At 34.6% G+C, this 19008-nt stretch carries 20 protein-coding genes; 5 read left to right on the top strand and 15 right to left on the bottom strand.

Annotated elements, in window-relative coordinates; all coding sequences use genetic code 11:
- Positions 1 to 14: 14 nt before the first annotated feature.
- The 4 genes from ABIQ27_RS05510 to ABIQ27_RS05495 form a co-directional block, all read right to left on the bottom strand.
- Entirely contained in the window at positions 15 to 1373 is a 1359-nt protein-coding gene (locus ABIQ27_RS05510) for a rhodanese-related sulfurtransferase (protein ID WP_348032781.1), read from the bottom strand.
- A gap of 201 nt (positions 1374 to 1574) precedes the next feature.
- Positions 1575 to 1985, bottom strand: coding sequence for a BrxA/BrxB family bacilliredoxin (locus ABIQ27_RS05505; protein WP_348032780.1), 411 nt, complete (start codon positions 1983 to 1985; stop codon positions 1575 to 1577).
- A gap of 124 nt (positions 1986 to 2109) precedes the next feature.
- Positions 2110 to 3252, bottom strand: coding sequence for a lycopene cyclase family protein (locus ABIQ27_RS05500; RefSeq protein WP_348032779.1), 1143 nt, complete (start codon positions 3250 to 3252; stop codon positions 2110 to 2112).
- Complete coding sequence (locus tag ABIQ27_RS05495; RefSeq protein WP_348032778.1) at positions 3253 to 3996, bottom strand: transporter; 744 nt, start codon at positions 3994 to 3996, stop codon at positions 3253 to 3255.
- A 111-nt stretch (positions 3997 to 4107) separates the two neighbouring features.
- Between ABIQ27_RS05495 and ABIQ27_RS05490 the strand changes: the two genes are divergently transcribed.
- Together ABIQ27_RS05490 and ABIQ27_RS05485 are read left to right on the top strand one after the other, a co-directional pair.
- Positions 4108 to 5979 carry an Nramp family divalent metal transporter gene (locus tag ABIQ27_RS05490; RefSeq protein WP_348032777.1) on the top strand — a complete coding sequence of 624 codons (1872 nt, stop codon included), beginning with the start codon at positions 4108 to 4110 and terminating at the stop codon, positions 5977 to 5979.
- Between the two features lie 142 nt (positions 5980 to 6121).
- Entirely contained in the window at positions 6122 to 6775 is a 654-nt protein-coding gene (locus ABIQ27_RS05485) for a metal-dependent transcriptional regulator (protein WP_348032776.1), read from the top strand.
- Here ABIQ27_RS05485 and ABIQ27_RS05480 read toward each other — a convergent pair.
- The 4 genes from ABIQ27_RS05480 to ABIQ27_RS05465 form a co-directional block, all read right to left on the bottom strand.
- The gene (locus ABIQ27_RS05480; RefSeq protein WP_348032775.1) at positions 6772 to 6897 is read right to left on the bottom strand and encodes a FeoB-associated Cys-rich membrane protein; all 126 of its coding nucleotides are present in this window, start codon (positions 6895 to 6897) and stop codon (positions 6772 to 6774) included. The genes ABIQ27_RS05485 and ABIQ27_RS05480 overlap by 4 nt on opposite strands.
- Complete coding sequence (feoB, locus tag ABIQ27_RS05475) at positions 6897 to 8999, bottom strand: ferrous iron transport protein B (RefSeq protein WP_348032774.1); 2103 nt, start codon at positions 8997 to 8999, stop codon at positions 6897 to 6899. Before feoB ends, ABIQ27_RS05480 begins: the two co-directional genes overlap by 1 nt.
- Before the next feature lie 6 nt (positions 9000 to 9005).
- Entirely contained in the window at positions 9006 to 9242 is a 237-nt protein-coding gene (locus ABIQ27_RS05470; RefSeq protein ID WP_348032773.1) for a FeoA family protein, read from the bottom strand.
- A gap of 74 nt (positions 9243 to 9316) precedes the next feature.
- Positions 9317 to 9991 (bottom strand): SCO family protein, encoded by a 675-nt coding sequence (locus ABIQ27_RS05465; RefSeq protein WP_348032772.1) that lies wholly within the window; start codon positions 9989 to 9991, stop codon positions 9317 to 9319.
- Between the two features lie 138 nt (positions 9992 to 10129).
- Between ABIQ27_RS05465 and ABIQ27_RS05460 the strand changes: the two genes are divergently transcribed.
- Positions 10130 to 12184 (top strand): M13 family metallopeptidase, encoded by a 2055-nt coding sequence (locus ABIQ27_RS05460; protein ID WP_348032771.1) that lies wholly within the window; start codon positions 10130 to 10132, stop codon positions 12182 to 12184.
- Positions 12185 to 12216: 32 nt separating this feature from the next.
- On the opposite strand, the gene ABIQ27_RS05455 is transcribed toward ABIQ27_RS05460, so the two are convergent.
- The 7 genes from ABIQ27_RS05455 to ABIQ27_RS05425 form a co-directional block, all read right to left on the bottom strand.
- Positions 12217 to 12462, bottom strand: coding sequence for a hypothetical protein (locus ABIQ27_RS05455; protein WP_348032770.1), 246 nt, complete (start codon positions 12460 to 12462; stop codon positions 12217 to 12219).
- Complete coding sequence (locus ABIQ27_RS05450; protein ID WP_348032769.1) at positions 12459 to 13265, bottom strand: SDR family oxidoreductase; 807 nt, start codon at positions 13263 to 13265, stop codon at positions 12459 to 12461. Before ABIQ27_RS05450 ends, ABIQ27_RS05455 begins: the two co-directional genes overlap by 4 nt.
- On the bottom strand, positions 13266 to 13622 hold the full coding sequence (locus ABIQ27_RS05445; protein WP_348032768.1) for an ORF6N domain-containing protein: 357 nt from the start codon (positions 13620 to 13622) through the stop codon (positions 13266 to 13268).
- Between the two features lie 5 nt (positions 13623 to 13627).
- Positions 13628 to 13717 carry a hypothetical protein gene (locus ABIQ27_RS05440; protein ID WP_348032808.1) on the bottom strand — a complete coding sequence of 30 codons (90 nt, stop codon included), beginning with the start codon at positions 13715 to 13717 and terminating at the stop codon, positions 13628 to 13630.
- 116 nt (positions 13718 to 13833) lie between these two features.
- Positions 13834 to 16218, bottom strand: coding sequence for a M20/M25/M40 family metallo-hydrolase (locus ABIQ27_RS05435; RefSeq protein ID WP_348032767.1), 2385 nt, complete (start codon positions 16216 to 16218; stop codon positions 13834 to 13836).
- A gap of 10 nt (positions 16219 to 16228) precedes the next feature.
- Entirely contained in the window at positions 16229 to 16579 is a 351-nt protein-coding gene (locus ABIQ27_RS05430) for a hypothetical protein (protein WP_348032766.1), read from the bottom strand.
- Between the two features lie 2 nt (positions 16580 to 16581).
- Positions 16582 to 18108 (bottom strand): bifunctional GNAT family N-acetyltransferase/carbon-nitrogen hydrolase family protein, encoded by a 1527-nt coding sequence (locus tag ABIQ27_RS05425; protein WP_348032765.1) that lies wholly within the window; start codon positions 18106 to 18108, stop codon positions 16582 to 16584.
- A 192-nt stretch (positions 18109 to 18300) separates the two neighbouring features.
- Between ABIQ27_RS05425 and ssb the strand changes: the two genes are divergently transcribed.
- Positions 18301 to 18633 carry a single-stranded DNA-binding protein gene (gene ssb / locus ABIQ27_RS05420; protein ID WP_348032764.1) on the top strand — a complete coding sequence of 111 codons (333 nt, stop codon included), beginning with the start codon at positions 18301 to 18303 and terminating at the stop codon, positions 18631 to 18633.
- Between the two features lie 17 nt (positions 18634 to 18650).
- The coding region (locus ABIQ27_RS05415; protein WP_348032763.1) for an HRDC domain-containing protein at positions 18651 to 19008 on the top strand (358 nt) is incomplete at its 3' end.

The raw sequence follows: 19008 nt of genomic DNA, 5'->3' as shown, positions 1-19008 counted from the left end.
TTACTATTTGACACCTATTCTAAAATCTTAAACAATTTATCAGATAAACGAATTCGGAAAGGCAGACTCATGGTTACTTTATCGCCAGTTTTTGCTATTGTATTTTCACTTCCGTTAACGAACATTTTTTCAACGATAACTTCCTCGTTTCCTGTGGTTGGTCCTGAAATCAAAATTTTATCGCCAATAGCTAATTCATGATTTTCGATACTGAAAAGCCCAACCTGTGGTTTTGCATAGTAATGTTCGGCTTTGCCAATCAGGACTTTTTTGACTTTTATTTTTTGACGAATGTTTTTCGGTTTCTCGGCTAGAGCCAAAGATTTATCCGAAAGTTCACCCGAATGTTTGAATAATAATTTATCCGATTTTCCTTTTCTGAAAATCATATTTCCGTTTTTTACACCGCGACGCAGTTTTACCTGATCAACCAATGACATGTGAATTATTTCCTGACATTCAGCCGAGCAGCAGTTTTCCATTGCAGTTTTGCATTCATCACATTGAATGAATAATAAATGACAGCCTTCGTTTTCACAATTGGTGTGATTATCACAAGGTTTTCCGCATTGATGGCATTGTGAAACGATATCATCCGTAATTCTTTCGCCAAGGCGGTGATCGAAAACGAAATTTTTACCAATGAATTTGCTCTCTAAACCTTCTTCTTTTATTTGTTTGGCGTATTGAATAATTCCACCTTCAAGCTGATAAACATTTTTAAAACCCTGATGTTTGAAATAAGCAGAAGCTTTTTCGCAACGGATTCCGCCAGTGCAATACATCACCAGATTTTTATCTTCTTTATGATTCTGAAGTTGTTCATTGATAATCGGCAAACTTTCCCTGAAAGTTTCCACATCCGGAGTTATCGCACCTTTAAAATGACCAATTTCGCTTTCGTAGTGATTTCTAAAATCAACAACAATCGTATTTGGATCTTCTAAGATTTGGTTGAATGCTGCAGCTTTTAAATGAATGCCAATGTTTGTAACATCAAAAGTTTCGTCGTTCAAACCATCGGCTACAATCTTGTCACGGACTTTTATTGTAAGTTTCAAAAACGAATGGTCGTCTTGATCGACAGCAACATTCAGACGAATGCCTTTCATAAAATCAGACACTTCCAAAGTGTCGCGGAAAGCTTCAAAGTTTTCGGCAGGAACACTCATCTGGGCATTAATTCCTTCGTGGGCAACATAAATTCTGCCAAGCGCATCGAGTGCATTCCAGGCAATAAATAAATCGTCGCGAAATTGTTGTGGATCTTGAATTTTGGCATACGCATAGAAAGACAAAGTCAGCCTTTGTTTTCCGGCTTGGTCAATAAGCTCGGCTCTTTCTTCTGCGCTTAAGGTGTTATACAGTTGCATGCTATAAACTTTAAATTACAGAAATATTTTTTTGAACCCTAAATGGAAGAATTCGGTGCAAAGATATTAAAATAAGGGATTAGGGAAAAGGGATAAGTTTATTTAATGCTTTTTATCCCTTATGCCTCTTCCCTTATCACTAAAACAAAAACCCTTTCGAAATTGTTTCGAAAGGGTTTTTGTTTAAAAATGTTTTTTTGATTAACAGAATTCTGCGTAAGCGTCTTTTAAGTTCTCAGCAATCATTTCAGCCGGACGACCTTCAATGTGGTGACGCTCTAACATGTGAACCAATTCACCGTCTTTGAACAAAGCCATACTTGGTGAAGATGGAGGGAAAGGGAACATTTCTTCTCTTGCAGCATCAACCGCTTCTTTGTCAACACCGGCAAAAACCGTTATTAAGTGATCCGGTTTTTTTGCTCCGTCTAAACTCATTTTTGCTCCCGGGCGTGCATTTCTTGCCGCACATCCACAAACCGAATTTACAACCACAAGTGTTGTTCCTTCTGCTTTTATAGCATTTTTTACGTCTTCTGCATTATATAAATCTTGAAAACCAGCGTCTGAAAGTTCAGCTCTCATTGGTTTTACCATTTCTTCTGGATACATAATTTTTTATTTATGAATTAGGAATTACGAATTAGGATTTAAAAAATCCACTACAAAGATAACGAGAATTCTAAAAGTTAGATTTAAAGAACTCATAAAGATTTGTTATCATTTCATAGCCAAATTAAAACCTAAAAATTCTGCCGAATAATGCACGAATAAAAAGACGTTTTGGGCATTTCCAAATGACTTGAAAATCTTCCCAAAGTGACGTTTCTTCATCAAGGAATTTGAAGATTAATGTTGGGTTTCCTTTTTTAAAAAGTGCTAAAAAAACTTCGGAACCTTTGTCGTTTCTTCTATCTAAAACATCCAAAAAAAGTAAATCATAAAACCAGAATTTATCTCTTTTATGAAAGTTTCTAAAGTTATTTTTTGTCAATAAAAATTGCACTAAGGCTTTTGATTTTTTGGTTGTGTTTTTAAAAGTATAACCCGTGCTGGCTTTTGTCCAACCACCGGCAGAACCTATATTGATAATGTTTTTTGAATTGTGTTTCCAGAATTTATAAGAAGTCATTGGAATATTGCCTTGTTCTTTTTCTATGATTTCGTATTCGGTGATTCCGAGTTTCAGAATATAATTTTGAATTTCAGTTTCATATTCTGTTGTTGAAAGTAAATCTTTGGAAAACAAAGTATATTCAATTAATGCTTCGGTTTCAGATGTTGGCAAAACATACATAAATCGCGTATTGCCTTTCTGTTGAATAGAAAAATCCATGAACGTTGCACAATCCGGATTGAAAACAGCTTCTTTAGATTTGATAAACCAACCAATAAAATGTTGTTGCAGCAACGGATATTTATTTTGGGTTTTTACGAGTATTAGATTGAAAATCGAGTTGAAAATTTTGTTGCAGGTAAAGCTTTCTGTTTCTGTTTTTACCACACAATGATTTCCTAATTCCTGAAAATCTATAACTTTCTGATTGATAAAATGAATGTTGCCTTGTTTCGAAATTGTATCAAAAACCAGTTTATAAAAATCCAAACCTTTGATCATTTTATATTGATAAGGCTCGAGATTTAATTCTCTTTTGAAGTTTTTATCAGCAAAAAGGGCAGCATCCCATTTTTTAGAAACCACTTGTTCAAACAAATTATTTTCATCCCAAAAACACCAGGTTCTGTCGTTGGTCTTCTTAGAATCTTCATCTATCAGCAAAATAGTTTTATCTTCAAATTTCCTGGAAAGCACCATTTCATAAACGGTCATCAAAGCCGATAACCCTGAACCCGTAAAAATGTAATGATAGTGTTTCATCTATATCCGGAACGAAAAACCAAAAGCGATATAATGCTCTGGTGCATTATCGGTAATGCCAATTCCTGAAGACAAATCTACCATAAAATTGTTGTTTATCAAATAGGTAACACCTGCGTCAAAATTGTGATTGGCTTTATCTTTTTCAGGAGCAAAACCAAATAATTCGGCATAACAGCCCATTTTATTATTGATGGAATATCCTGTAGTAAGTGTGTAAACAAAAGTAGTTTCCGGCGTCATTCCATCCCATTCACAACCCAAATTATAACCTAATGAAAGTTTATCAGAAAGTGTGTGTTGCATCGTAAACCTGAATTCAGGGGCGACAAAGTCAGACTTGTATTTTGAAGAAGCGGCATTTGGTAGACCAATATGTCCAATAAAAGATGTCTTTGGGATAATTCCTTTTTCGTCACAAAGCTTCACTTTGAAACCAATTAAAACAGGAGTGAAACCAGAAATTTCTTCAGCATTTATTTTTTCTGAAACAAATTCGGTAATCAATCGCAATTCAAAGTTTTCGTTGACACCATATTTCCATAAAACAGCTGGTAAACTATTAGTCGTACTGATTTCATCATTCTTTTGAAAAGTGAAACCTGTTTCAACCTGGAACATTCCTTTTGGAACGATTGATGGAGTTTCTGTTTGGTCCGGACGGTCACATTGAATCGGTTCAGTCGTTTGTGCCTGAATTGTAAAACTTCCAAAAACACAAAACAATAGTAGAATTTTTCTCATAATTAATTTTTTAGACAAAACTAAAAAAATATTTACCCTAATCAAATTTATTTTTATATTTGTGCACTCGAGACCGTTAGGTCGACTGTTACGAAGTAAAAACATTTTAAAATGAGCAAGTCATTAGAAGAAGTAAATCAATCGGTTGCAACCGAAAATAAAAAAACAGGCTTTAGAAAAATTTTAGCATTTCTTGGCCCGGCATACTTAATCAGTGTTGGTTATATGGATCCGGGAAACTGGGCAACTGATATTGCCGGCGGTAGTCAGTTTGGTTATGCTTTGCTTTGGGTTTTATTAATGAGTAACATAATGGCGTTGCTATTACAAAGTTTAAGCGCGCGATTAGGAATTGTTACCCAACGTGATTTGGCGCAGGCATCGCGTGAAACGTACCCGCCTTTTATAAATTATATTCTCTATTTTTTAGCAGAAATTGCCATTGCCGCTTGTGATTTGGCCGAAGTTCTCGGAATGGCAATCGGTTTGAATCTGCTCTTTGATATTTCTTTGATTCAGGGTGTAATGATAACCGTTTTGGATACTTTTTTGTTGCTGTTTTTAATCAATAAAGGCATTCGAAAAATGGAAGCTTTTATCATTGCATTAGTAATGATTATCGGGTTTTCATTCATTTTTGAAATGATTTTTGCCCAGCCTGAAGTTACTAAAATATTTGCAGGTTTAATTCCTTCATTGCCAAATGAAAACGCACTATATATTGCAATTGGAATTATTGGCGCAACAGTTATGCCTCATAATTTGTACCTGCATTCCTCTTTGGTTCAAACCCGAAAATTTGACCGAAGCAAAAAAGGAATCAAGCAGGCATTGAAATATAATTTTATAGATTCGACTATTGCTTTGAATCTGGCCTTTTTTGTAAATGCCGCAATTTTGATTTTGGGTGCTGCGGTATTTTATCAAAACGGAATGTTTAATGTTGCCGAAATTCAGGATGCACATAAGTTTTTGGAACCTTTATTGGGAACTAAATGGGCACCGATTTTATTTGCTGTTGCGTTGATTGCAGCCGGACAAAGCTCCACAATAACCGGAACATTAGCTGGTCAAATCGTTATGGAAGGTTATCTTAATTTGAGAATTCAACCTTGGGTAAGAAGAATTATTACGCGTTTGATTGCGATTGTTCCTGCAGTAATTGTAATTTATGTTTTTGGTGAAGGCGTAACCGGAAAAATGCTGATTTTAAGTCAGGTGATTTTGAGTTTGCAATTAGGTTTTGCTATTATTCCATTGATACATTTTGTGAGTGATAAAACGAAGATGAAAGGATTTCAAATTAGCACAGTAACACAAATCGCCTCATGGATTGTTGCCATCATAATCGTTTCATTGAATGCTAAATTGGTTTTTAACGAAATTCAGGGTTGGCTGGAAACTTCAGAAAACCCTATTGTTTTATGGTTTACAGTCGTTCCGCTTGCATTAGGATTCCTGATTTTGCTTTTATACATTATTTTCAAACCATTCGTTACCGAAGCAAAAGACGTAATCGGAAATCATTCGCCTCACAACATGATTGTAAAACTCAGTCCGGAAAGAAATTACGACAAGAAAAACATCGCTATTTCAGTTGATTTCTCAGATGCCGATGAGAAAGCATTGAATCATGCGTTCGACATAGGTAGCAAAGAAACAAAATACACATTGATACATGTTGTAGAAACCGTAGGAGCAATGATGTATGGCAGCAAAACCAGTGATCTCGAAACAACAATAGATGAGAAATTATTGTTGGATTATAAAAAATTATTGGAAGAAAAAGGATTTCATATTGAGGTTAAATTAGGATTTGGTAAACCAGGAAAAATCATTCCAAAAATAATTAATGAAGGCGATTACGATTTACTAATTATGGGAACACATGGGCATACAGGTTTCAAAGATTTGATTTTTGGAACAACGGTTGACAACGTTCGGCATAAAATAAACATACCTTTGTTTATAGTTAAGAATTAATTTTTTTTGGAGCTATTTCCAGCTATCCGTTGCAATCTTTTTTTAAATTCCCACGGGTTTAAACCCGTGGGAATTTAAAAAAAGGATTTCCACTACTATCTGGGCTAGAATCTGAATATCAAAAACATATATTAAAAGCAAAATGACTTTTTCAGAAGAGAATTATCTAAAGACAATATATCACATTACAGCTGCTTCAGGCGTTGAGGTAAGCACCAACGCTATTGCGGAGAAAATGGAAACCAAAGCTTCATCGGTGACAGATATGCTGAAGAAACTGGCTGAAAAAGAATTGATAGTTTACAAAAAATACCAAGGTGTTTTATTGACAGAAAAAGGAAAACTTTCAGCAAAAATGATTGTTAGGAAACACCGTTTGTGGGAAGTTTTTTTGGTAGATAAATTGCATTTCCCATGGGATGAAGTTCATGATATTGCGGAACAATTGGAACACATAAAATCGGAAAAACTTATTAATAAACTTGATGATTTCCTTGGTAATCCAACAGAAGATCCACATGGCGATCCAATTCCGGATGCGAACGGGAAAATCAATAAAGTAGAAAAACTGGTATTGGCAGAACTTGATGAAAACCAAACCGGAATTTGCATTGGTGTAAAAGATTCATCAACACAGTTTTTAAAATACCTGGATAAAAATCAAATCACATTGGGTTCTAAAATTACCGTTTTAGCCAAAGAAGAATTTGATTTGTCGTTGCGAATAAAAGTCGAAGAAAAAGCAGTCACAATTTCACATATAATTGCCAATAATCTTTATGTGAAAATTGTCTAGTGACAACCGCAATCGTCATCGCCACAGTTTTTCTTTGATTTTTTCTTCCAAAAAAACTTTCGGATTATAAAAACCAGGGCTACTGCAACTGCAAGATAAACTAAGATTTGTTGAGTATCCATTATTTTAGGAATTGATACGCAATCAGCGCAGTTATATAGGCAAATCCACTCATAAAAACCAGCTGAACCATTGGCCATTTCCAAGTATTCGTTTCCTTTTTAGTTACCGCTAACGTACTTGCACACTGCATCGCGAAAGCATAAAAAAGCAATAAGGAAACACCGGTGGCAAAGTTGAATATTTTGGTTCCATCGGCATGAACATCAGCCTGCATTTTACTTTTTATAGTGCTGTCATCGTTGTTATTTCCAACGCTATAAATGGTTGCTAATGTTCCGACAAAAACTTCACGAGCCGCAAAAGAGGTAACAACAGCAATACCAATTTTCCAGTCGTAACCCAAAGGTTTTATTACAGGCTCAATTGATTTTCCGATTATTCCAATGTATGAATTTTCAAGTTTGTATGTGCTGGTTAGGTTTTCAAGCTCTTCTTTTTCAAGAGTTTTGCCTTCCGTTTTTGCGTTATCAGCCACTATTTTTTCAGCATTTTTAAAAGAAGCATCCGGGCCATGTGAACCCAAAAACCATAGAATTATTGAAATCGCCAAAATGATTTTCCCAGCTCCAAAAACGAATGATTTTGTTTTTTCAATTACGTTAATGGCAACGTTTTTAAAAAGCGGCAATTTATAATTGGGCATCTCAACCACGAAATACGATTTGGTTTTAACCTTTAGGATTTTGTTTAAAATATAAGCTGAAAAAATCGCCATTCCAAAACCTAAAAGATACAAAATCATCAGCGTTGCACCTTGTAAACTGAAAAATCCAAATAGGCGTTTGTTTGGAATTATCAACGCAATTAAGATAGCATAAACGGGTAAACGCGCAGAACACGTTATGAAAGGTGTAACCAAAATTGTGATTAATCTTTCTTTCCAGTTTTCAATATTTCTGGCGCTCATAATTGCCGGAATCGCGCACGCTGTTCCCGAAATTAATGGCACAACACTTTTGCCTGAAAGTCCATAACGGCGCATGATTTTATCCATCAAAAATACTACGCGACTCATATAACCACTTTCTTCTAATACAGAAATAAAGAGAAAAAGAAATGCAATTTGTGGAATAAAAATTACGATTCCGCCAATTCCCGGAATGATTCCTTCGCTGATTAAATTGGTAAATTCTCCTGCCGGAAGATGCGTTTTTGCATAGTTCGCCAAATCGGCAAAAGATGTGTCAATAAAATCCATTGGAATACTTGACCAATCAAAAATAGACTGAAAAATCAGCAATAGAATTCCAAAGAAAATAGCATAACCAAAAATTTTATGCGTTAGCACTTTGTCTAATTTCGAACGTAAATCGGTAGCGTTTGTTGAGTCAATTGTTTGCCCAACTTTCAACGTGTCATTGATAAACTGGTAGCGTTTTATGGTTTCTTTTTGCTGTAGACGTTTTAAATCAGAATGTGATTTTGTGAATGAACTTCGGATTTCATTTCGTTCCAAATTCAAAAAATTCACATCTTGTGTAATAACCAACCAGAGCTTGTACAACAACTGATTTGGGAATGCATGTCGGAGTTTATTGAAATATTCTTCATCAATGCTTGAAGCATTCATGCAAGGTTCCGTTGATAATGATTTGTATGCGACGATTTGATTTTTCAGATCATCAATTCCATATCCTTTTCGTGTACTTACTAAAACAATTTTGGTTTTTAATTCTTCTTCAAGATGCGTAATATCGAGTGAAATTCCTTTGGCTTTCATTCTGTCTGCCATGTTAATGACAAGAATGGTCGGAATTTCTAAATCTTTTATCTGAGTAAAAAGTAAAAGGTTTCTTTTTAAATTTTCAATATCCGTAATTACGACAGCAACATCAGGAAAGAGTTTGTCGTTTTTATTGAGCAATAGTTCAATAACTACGTTTTCATCAATCGAACTTGCATTTAGGCTATAAGTTCCGGGTAAATCAAGAATGTTGGCTTTGATTGTATTGGTCAATTTGCAAAAGCCCAGTTTTTTTTCAACGGTAATTCCAGGGTAATTTCCAACCTGTTGCTTCAAACCTGTCAATTGGTTGAACACCGAAGTTTTTCCGGTATTTGGATTTCCAATTAAGGCAACATTAATGTTTTGGATGCTCATGCTTATTTATTTCTCCAGGATTTCAACTTCAATTTCACGAGCAGTTTCCTTTCTGATAGCCAAATGAGAACCATTATTTACATTCAGATAAATTGGATCGCCAAGCGGTGCGATTTGGATAATTTCCACAGTATTATCCGGGAAGCAACCCATTTCCAATAGCTTTAGCGGGATTTTGTCCAAATCAACATTGGTAATTATTGCGATATCTCCAATTTGTAATAAATCAACAGTAGTTTTCAATGCTTATTTAGATTGAATTAAGATTGCAAAAGTAACCATAAAAAAAGAAATTCAAATGATAATTATCAGTTTAACTACTTTTTATCATTCTCGCAGAGCCAATTGATATCGTCAATCAGGCGATTAATTTCTTCTTTTTTGGTACCATCATAAAATCCACGAACTCTTCTTTGAGCATCAACAAGCACAAAATTTTCGGTATGAACCATATCATATAATTCATCTGGCTTGCCCAATTTTACAGCTAGATAGGATTTTCGTGCCAAGCTGTAAATGTCTTTTTTATCGCCGGTAACCAGGTTCCATTTGGAATCAACAACACCTTTTTCGAGAGCATACTTTTTCAAAACAGGAACACTGTCAATTTCAGGAGTTACGGTATGCGAAAGCAGCATCACTTTTGGATTATTTAAAATAGCTTTTTGCACATCAACCATATTTGTGGTCATAATTGGACAAATAGATTGACAGGTAGTAAAGAAAAAATCGGCAACATAAATTTTGCCTTCGTAGTCTTTTTGTGTAATTACTTTTCCGTTTTGATTGATAAAAGAAAAGTCAGCAATTGTATGTGCGCGTGCAATATATTGAACCGTTGAGTCAACTAATTCCGGGTTAACATCTGAAGGATTATAAATAGGCAGCGTTTTACCTGGTTTTAAAACATTGTAAAACAACGAAATGGTTATGATAGAAAAAACAACAAAAGTCCCAATGAAAATCCTGTATTTCTTTATAAAATCGAGCATTCTTTTTTTGCAAAAGTACAAAAGCAAGTCATTCTTTGTAACATTTCGAAAATAATTAAGACATATAATTCTGTTAAAAAAATGTTTCTTTCATTAGAAACAATAAATTTGTACCAACTAAAAATAATTCAACTATTTATGAAGTTTACTATTCTCTCAAAAACATTGTTGACGGCTGCTGTTTTTACAAGCGCTATTCAAATCAATGCACAGCAAAAAAAACCGGGAATCAACTTGTCTTTAATGGACAAAACGGTGAGCCCAAAAAACGACTTTTTTAAGTTTGTAAATGGGACTTGGTTAAAAAACACAGAAATTCCAGCTGATAAAACGCGTTGGGGAAGTTTTGATGAATTACGTCAAAACACAGACAAAGATGCCTTAGCTATTTTAAATGATGCAGCTAAAAATCCAAAGTATGGTTCAAATACCGATCAGGGAAAAGCCATAAACATGTATAAAGCTGCGATGGATACTGTGGCAAGAAACAAGCACGGAATTGATCCTATCAGACCTTACTTAGCAAAAATCGATGCGGTTAAAAACATGTCAGATTTGCAAAAACTGATGATGCAGGAAGAAGCCAAAGGCGGTGGCGTTGGATTCTTTGGTGTTGGAATTGGAGCTGATGACAAAAACAGTAACAGAAATGTAGTAAGTCTTGGACCTGGAGGATTAGGTTTACCTGACAGAGATTATTATGTTGCAGATGATAAAGATTCTCAGGAAAAAAGAGCAAAATATGTTCTTCACGTAGCAAGAATGTTGCAATTTTTGGGTGAAAAACCAGAGCAGGCGAAAGCAAATGCCGATAAAATCTTAGCTTTAGAAACAGCAATGTCAAGCCCAAGGTTGGACAGAGTTGAAAGAAGAGATGCCAGAAAACAATACAATCCAACAGCTATTGCTGATCTGCAAAAAATGGTTCCGGCTATTGACTGGAATACATATTTATCAGAAGTTGGATTCAAAAAATTAGATACTATCATTGTAAGTCAACCTCGTTACATGGCTTCTTTGCAAAAGATTTTCACTGACAATAAAGTTGAGGATTGGAAAGAATACATGCGTTGGATGTTGTTAAGAGGTTCTGCTTCTACATTATCAACTGATATTGAAACAGCAAACTGGGAATTTTACGGAAAAACATTAACTGGTGCTTTGAAACAAAGACCACGTCATGAAAAAGCACTTCAGGTTGTTAATGGAACAGTTGGAGAAGCTTTAGGAAAACTATATGTTGAAAAAATGTTCCCGGCAGAAGCTAAAGGTAAAGCAGCCAAAATGATTAAAAACGTTATGCGTGCTTATCAAAACAGAATCAATAACTTAGTATGGATGTCGCCGGAAACTAAGGCAAAAGCTATTCAAAAATTAAATAGCTTAACAATTAAAATTGGATATCCTGACAAATGGAAAGACTATTCAGCTTTAACAGTTAAAAGCCCGGACGAAGGTGGAAGTTTTTTTGACAACGCAAGAAATATAGCTGAATGGAACTGGAAAAAAGATTTAGAAAAACAAGGAAAACCAGTAGATAAAACAGAATGGGGAATGTCTCCACAAACAGTTAATGCTTACTACAACCCATCTTACAATGAGATTGTTTTCCCGGCAGCAATTTTACAACCACCTTTTTATGATTATAAAGCTGACGAAGCTGTAAATTACGGTGGAATTGGAGCCGTTATTGGTCATGAAATTTCACATGGTTTTGACGATGAAGGTTCAAGATACAATGCAGAAGGAAATCTTGTAGATTGGTGGACTGAAGGAGATTTAACTCAATTCACAGCATTAGGAACAGCTTTGGCAGATCAATATTCTGCTTTAGAGCCTTTACCTGGAACTCATGTTGACGGTAAATTCACTTTAGGTGAAAACATTGGAGATTTAGGTGGAATTAATGCAGCTTACGATGGTTTGCAATTGTATTTAAAAGAAAATGGTAATCCAGGATTAATCGATGGATACACGCCAGAGCAACGTTTGTTTATTTCATGGGCTACAATATGGAGAAGTAAAATGCGTGATGAAGCTTTGAAAAATCAAGTAAAAACTGATCCGCATTCACCTGGAATGTACAGAGCTTATGTGCCATTGTTAAACTTGGATACATTCTACAAAGCGTTTGATATCAAACAAGGTGACGGAATGTATGTTGAGCCAAACAAAAGAGTTAAGATTTGGTAATCAAATTGAAATTATAAATAAAAAACCTCAAGTTAATCTTGAGGTTTTTTTATACTTTTTAATAAGGCAACGACACTAATGACTGCCCATGTTCCTTCGAGAATTACAAACGGCCAAAACCGAATAAGATAAGAAGAAAAACAAGCTATAGCACCGCCGAAAATATTTAAGATGTAGAATAAGTTTCCATCCTTTTTTATCAAAGAAAAAATATTCAGGAAATAAGCAATCAAAATAAGGCTGACGCCAATGGTTCCGATTATGTCGGTAGTATTCATAAGGTTGTATTTTGGAATTTATAGTTTAAAATCGTTTCTGTTTTATCACTCAGAATTGTTTTTCCAACAGAGATTTTTTCTTTATCAAATTCAGGTAAAGGCAATCCTAATTCTATAGCTTTTTGAGTGTAATATTCTTTTCTCGAAGGATGAAATGGTGCAACAGCATTGAACACTTCAACAAGCTCAGTGTGACAAATAATAGACTCAATAATACCAATACAATCCGTTTGATGAATTAAATTTATTGGTCCTTCAGGATTTTCAAGATTTTGCCGCCCGGCCAAAAAATGTATTGGATGGCGATTTTCTCCAATCAATCCGCCAAAGCGAACAATAGAAGTTTTAAAATTGGAATTGCTTTGCAAAAGATTTTCAGCTTCTACTAATTGCTTTCCGCTTTCGGTATCAGGTTGAAGTTTTGTGGCTTCTGTAATAATCGAATTGTCATCACCATAAACAGAAACAGAACTTATAAAAATAATTTTTTCAACAGTTGATTTTTCGATAAACGGAATTAGATTTTGAATTTTTTTTACAAAGTTTTCGCTTGAAATGCTTCGCAATTTTGGTGGAATATCAATTATCAGAATTTCTGAATTTTCCAGAAACGAATTGATTTCGCCTCTGATTTCGGTTTCAGATAATTCAATTTGAAAAGCCTGAATTCTATGATTTTCTAATAAAGAAATTTTCTCCAGAGAAGTCGTAGAACCTTTTACCGAAAAGCCATTTTTCAACAATGAATTCGCCAAAGGCAAACCCAGCCAACCGCAACCTAAAATAGAGATTTGCTTCATCATTTATTGAAACCAATTTGTTTTCGTTCTTTTTTGCTTCTTTTCTGTTTCTTCTTTTTGAAGAAGATGGTTTAATGCTTCATAAATGTCGCCAAATTTTTTGTCATATATGGTTTCTAAAACATTCAACTTTTCATTGAAATCTTTATGCTTAATTGCATATTTTCTTATCATTACAAATGTTCGCATAATGGCTATGTTGACATTTATAGCTATATCAGAATTTAAAATTCCGCTTAACATAGCAACACCTTGCTCAGTGAAAGCATACGGAGCAGTTCTAACATTTCTTTTTTCTTGGGATGCGGTCACAAATTGTGACCGCATAGTTGCCCATTCTTCTTGACTTAATTGAAACATAAAATCTAAAGGGAATCTTTTATAATTACGTTTAACAGCTTGATTGAGAACTTAGTCTGTATTTCATATAACTCAGCAAGGTCAAAATCTAACATTACTTTTAGATTTCTGATTTCGTAAATTTTGGATTGTAAATTTGCAACTTTCATATTCATGATTACATTAGCATATCTAATGTACGAATATTTTTATATTATATAATATATATATTTTACTTCAAACTATCAACTGCAACCGTCAAACTGTCTCTTCGTTCATAATAGTTCCGCATTGCCGGTGTTTCTGTTGGTAATATTGGCGATGGTTTTATTTTTTGTTTGATAATTATTGCATCGTTCAACACAAATGGCGTTGGAATCATTCCGGATTTTCTTTGCTTCATTTTTATCAAAGGATTTGCCAGCAAATCAAATGAGCTTTCCATTAAATCTAAATCCATTTTTTGTGATTTTGAAGTTGAGAATTCCAATTCAAGCGGAAGATTACCGACAACATAATAGGTCAACAATTTATCCGAAGTTTTGGAAGCAATATTGCTCTTAAAATCTATCGATTGTACGCCATTGGCTTTTAAATTATGAATTTGACTATCGTTGTTTACAAAAATGTCGTAACGATTTACATTTCTGTTTGGCGTGATTTTTATTTTGTACAAATGCTGGTTTCCTTTTATCGTATCCCGAAGAAATTCAATCGTTGGTCTTGGAATATTTTTGATTGGCGCATCAGCCATAAAAGTATATTCCGATCCATATTTGCTATACAATTTATACGAATTTAAAGCAGTAGCTGACTTTGGCTTTTTACCTAAATAAGTTTTTGTCCATTCGTCAGGATTGGTATCGTAAGTTGCCCAATTTGCTTTGTTGATATCAGCATTTAAAATATACACCAAACTGTTTGGTTTTGCTTTTTCATTGGTATAAGCCGAAGCCTGATGCGCTTTGATAAAAAATCCAATCGAAACCAAAATGAAAACTATTGCCCAAATTCCTTTTTTGGCATACGAACCAAAAATTGGTAATAACAAGGTAAAACTCAATACTGTTAAAACAGCGCTTCCAACCAGAATTTTTAATCCCAAACCAATTGGAAACATTTGAATAAACGGCACCAAAATAATCAGCGTTGGAATAGCCAATAAACAATTCAAAATCCAACCTGATTTTTGTGTAAGCACATAAAACCCCAACATCAGTGAACTGGCAATAACCGGAATAATCAAAAATCCTGCACCTTGCAGTTTAAAAGCAATTCCAAGATTGATAAGCAGCCACACAAATAACGGCGCTATCAATTGACTCATTTCCGGATTTCGTTTGCCGTCATTATGATAAAACAAAAAGCAAACAGCAATTGTCAAACTCACAAAAGCATAAATATAATCGTGACCATTATATGTAAATCCGTGAAGTATGTCGTTGTATTGCGGATAAAAACTCAGCAGCAATTTCCAGCCAACATAAGTCACCAAACCGGCAGTTACAAGCGAACCTAAAAGCGGCACAAATCCTTTGATGATTTCGTCCAAGCGCAAAGCACGCTTACCCAAACCAACAAAAACAAAGATAAAAAACAAACCAAAAGCAATAATCAGCATCGGTAAAATCCAGCCAAAAGGATAGCTCACAAAACCAAACGGAACATTGAAATAAATTTCGTCATCAGTAGAATTCAAATCTGTCAGGTCAGCATTTGAAAAATAATTCAGCAATGGAAATAAATAACTTCCCTGGTGCGCCAGGGTTTTTGGATCAAGATTTTCATATTTGTCCTGAGCCGTGTGATAGTTAAAATGGCTGTCGATAAAAGCAAAATTGTAACCCTGAATTTTTCCCTGCTCTCTAAAAACGGTCAAATCGGTATCGTTTGGCAACATTTTATAAATGCTATACATCAACGAATTGGAAACAGGATAACTTGCATTTCCGGCTTTGAATGCATCAACCATTTTGGCGTTTCCTTCATTTGTTTCCATCAGCATATAACTCGGACCGGAACTTCCGCGCGCTTCAAAATTCAATACCAAACCAACTTCTTTTGCCAGTTTATGTTGCGTCACAAAAAGAGCGGCACCATTCAGGCCTAATTCTTCGGCATCGGTAAAAAGAATAATGATATCATTTTTATGAGGCGTTTTGTTGTGTAAAAAAGCACGAACACTTTCCATTATTGTGGCAACTCCGGAAGCATCGTCGCTGGCACCTTTTGAATAAGAATGCGGCGCCGAATCATAATGTGAAAGCAGTAATAATGCTTTGGTGTTTTTGGAGCCTTTTATTTTGGCTAAAATGTTTTTCGACTTTACCAACGTTCCTTTTTCGGTCATGGTAAAACCTTCCTGAATCGACGTTTCTAACCCTAAATCCTGTAATTCTTTTTGAAGGTAATTGGCAATAATCTCGTGGTTTTTGGAACCGACATAATGAGGTTTTTTTGAAATTTCTTTTACAGTCGACAAAGCTCTTTTAGTAGAAAATTCCGAAAGTGGCGCTTCGGTTTGGTCATAATCCTGCGGCATCATAAAGAAGAAAATGCCGAATATCAATGCGACAAGCACTAATAATGAAAGTAGGGAAGTATCGTTTTTTCTCATAGAGATAAAATTAATGTTCTTTTTTCACTAACATATAAAAATCGTTATCCAAAACTCGATAACCCTGGTCGTACACAAAATAATAAGTGTTACCAGTTCCGGTATTTAGTATGTTGGTAAAAAAATCAAAATCAAAACCTTTGCTTAACAGTTTGGTTTTGGTGGTTTTTGATTTCCCTTCCAGATTGAGGTTTGACAAAATACGGTAATTTTTGCGTAACTTGTTATTGATGTTCCGCATATAATTTGTGCTGTCTTTATTTATTTTGTTGTTAAAGGCGTTGCGGCAGCCATCACTGCAGAACTTTTTGTCCTCGCGACCAACAATTTTTTCACCACATTCTAAGCAGGTTTTATTCATAATTATTTCAATTTTTTCAAACTATATAAATCATGTCTTCTGTCTTTAATGGTTTGAACACTTCCGTGCTCGTGTAATTCTTTTAATAAATCTATGTCTACATCAACTATTAAAGTCATTTCTGTATTTGGAGTTGCTTCGGCTTTGATACCATTACTGGGAAACGCAAAATCACTTGGGGTAAAAACAGCCGCTTGTGCATATTGAATATCCATGTTGTTTACTTTTGGTAAATTACCAACACAACCTGCAATAGCAACATAACATTCGTTTTCAATTGCCCGTGCCTGAGCACAATGTTTTACTCGGGTATAGCCATTTTGAGTATCAGTCAAAAAGGGTACAAATAGAATATTCATTCCTTGATCAGCCATTAATCGAGATAATTCAGGAAACTCAACATCATAACAAACCATAATTCCAATTTTTCCACAATCGGTGTCAAACGTTTGGATAATATCGCCACCTGTAATTCCCCAATGAAACACCTCGTTGGGAGTGATATGAATTTTTTTATATATTTCGTTTGTTCCGTCTCTTTTACACAGAAATCCGGCATTATACAAAATACCATTTTCTAAATAGGGCATGCTCCCGGATATGATATTTATATTATATGAAATGGCAAATTCCTGGAATTTCTTTTTGATAGGATCAGCATGTTTGGCTAATTCCCGAATCGCATCGGCTTCTGAAAGATGATTGTAATCAGCCATTAGTGGAGCAGTAAAAAGTTCTGGGAATAAAGCAAAATCACTTCCGTAACCCGAAACGGCATCAATAAAAAATTCAGCTTGATTAAAAAATTCCTCTAAATTGTTGAGTGAGCGCATTTGCCACTGTACCAATCCCAACCGTATAATACTTTTTGTGGCATTAATATACTGTGGACTTTCATCATAGTAAATATTGTTCCATTCTAGCAATACTGCAAATTCTTTTGATTTTTTATCATCTTCTAAATAATTTTTCATAACACGCATTACGTGAAAATCATTACTCAGCTGAAAAGATAAAACAGGATCATGTAATTCTTTCTTTTTTACTTTTTCAATATATTCTTTTGGGGATAGTTCGTCAGCATACTTGCCATAGTTTGGAATTCGGCCTGCAAAAACTATCGATTTTAAATTCAATTGTTCGGACAGTTCTTTTCTGGCATCATATAATCTTCTGCCTAATCGCAAACCTCTATAATTTGGATGAATAAAAACATCAATACCGTACAGTATTTCTCCACTGGGATTGTGCGTAGAAAAGGTGTAATTGCCTGTAATTTTTTTATAATCATGATTTTTATCAACCAAATCCTCAGCAAGTATTAAAGAAAGGGCAGAACCAACAACTTTATCATCAACAACAATTACTAATTGTCCTTCAGGAAAAATATCGAGTAACTTTTCAATTTGTTCTTCTTTCCAGTAGCTATTTTCCATCCCAGGATAAGCTTCAATCATGGAGTTTTTTAGTTGCTTGTAATCTTCAACTTGTAAATTTCTTAATTCTACGGATTTAATCTCCTGGCTCATAATTAATTGATTTTCAACAAATATAATACAAATAATTCCGTTTACAAACGTTTACAAACAATTACAACCGAAAGTAAATGGTAAGTTACCGAATAATTTATTTCAATCGCCACAACTTTGCCTCGTTGATTTGAAACAACAATCTCAAACAACAAAAGTATTTTTAACAATAACATTTGAATTTTAAACGCCATGAATGCAATGAAAAACAAAGTACAGTTAATCGGTCACGTTGGTCAAGAACCAGAAATCAAAACTTTTGATGGAGGAAAAAAAGTAGCAAACATCAGCCTTGCTACAAATGACAGTTACACAAACGCCAAAGGCGAAAAAGTGGAAGACACCCAATGGCACAAAGTAAAAGCATGGGGAAAACTTGCAGAGATCATCGAAAAGTATGTAACTAAAGGAAAAGAAATTTGCGTTGAAGGAAAGCTAACCTATAGCGATTATATCGACAAAGATGGAGAGAAAAGGTATGTGACTGAAATCGTTATTAGCGACCTTCTTTTATTGGGGAAATAATTTTCAAAACAGAAGTTATGAATATCAAGGTATTTAATATTCGTCTGGCGAAAGAATTCTGTCAAATGGATCAGGAAATAATGAATCAGTTTCTGGATTCTGTAGATGTGAAATTAGCTTCTACAAATTTTGTCACAACAGGAACAAAAGACTTTTGGTCAGCAACAGTTTTTTATGTCTCAAAGGGCAGGAAAAAAGAAAATAACCCAGCTAAATTTTCTGAAGAAGATTTGTCACCAAACGAACAGAATCATTTTAATGCACTTCGTCAGTGGAGAAATGATTTAGCAAAAAAGTTAGATTGGTCATCTTTCAGAATTTGTCATAATTCTCATTTGGCAGCAATTGCAAAAGCAAATCCGCAAACGTTATCTG

The organism is Flavobacterium sp. (assembly GCF_039916025.1).
GTDB lineage: Bacteria > Bacteroidota > Bacteroidia > Flavobacteriales > Flavobacteriaceae > Flavobacterium.
The sequence above is the reverse complement of the archived record's forward strand: the minus strand, read 5'-3'. Positions and strand labels throughout refer to the sequence as shown.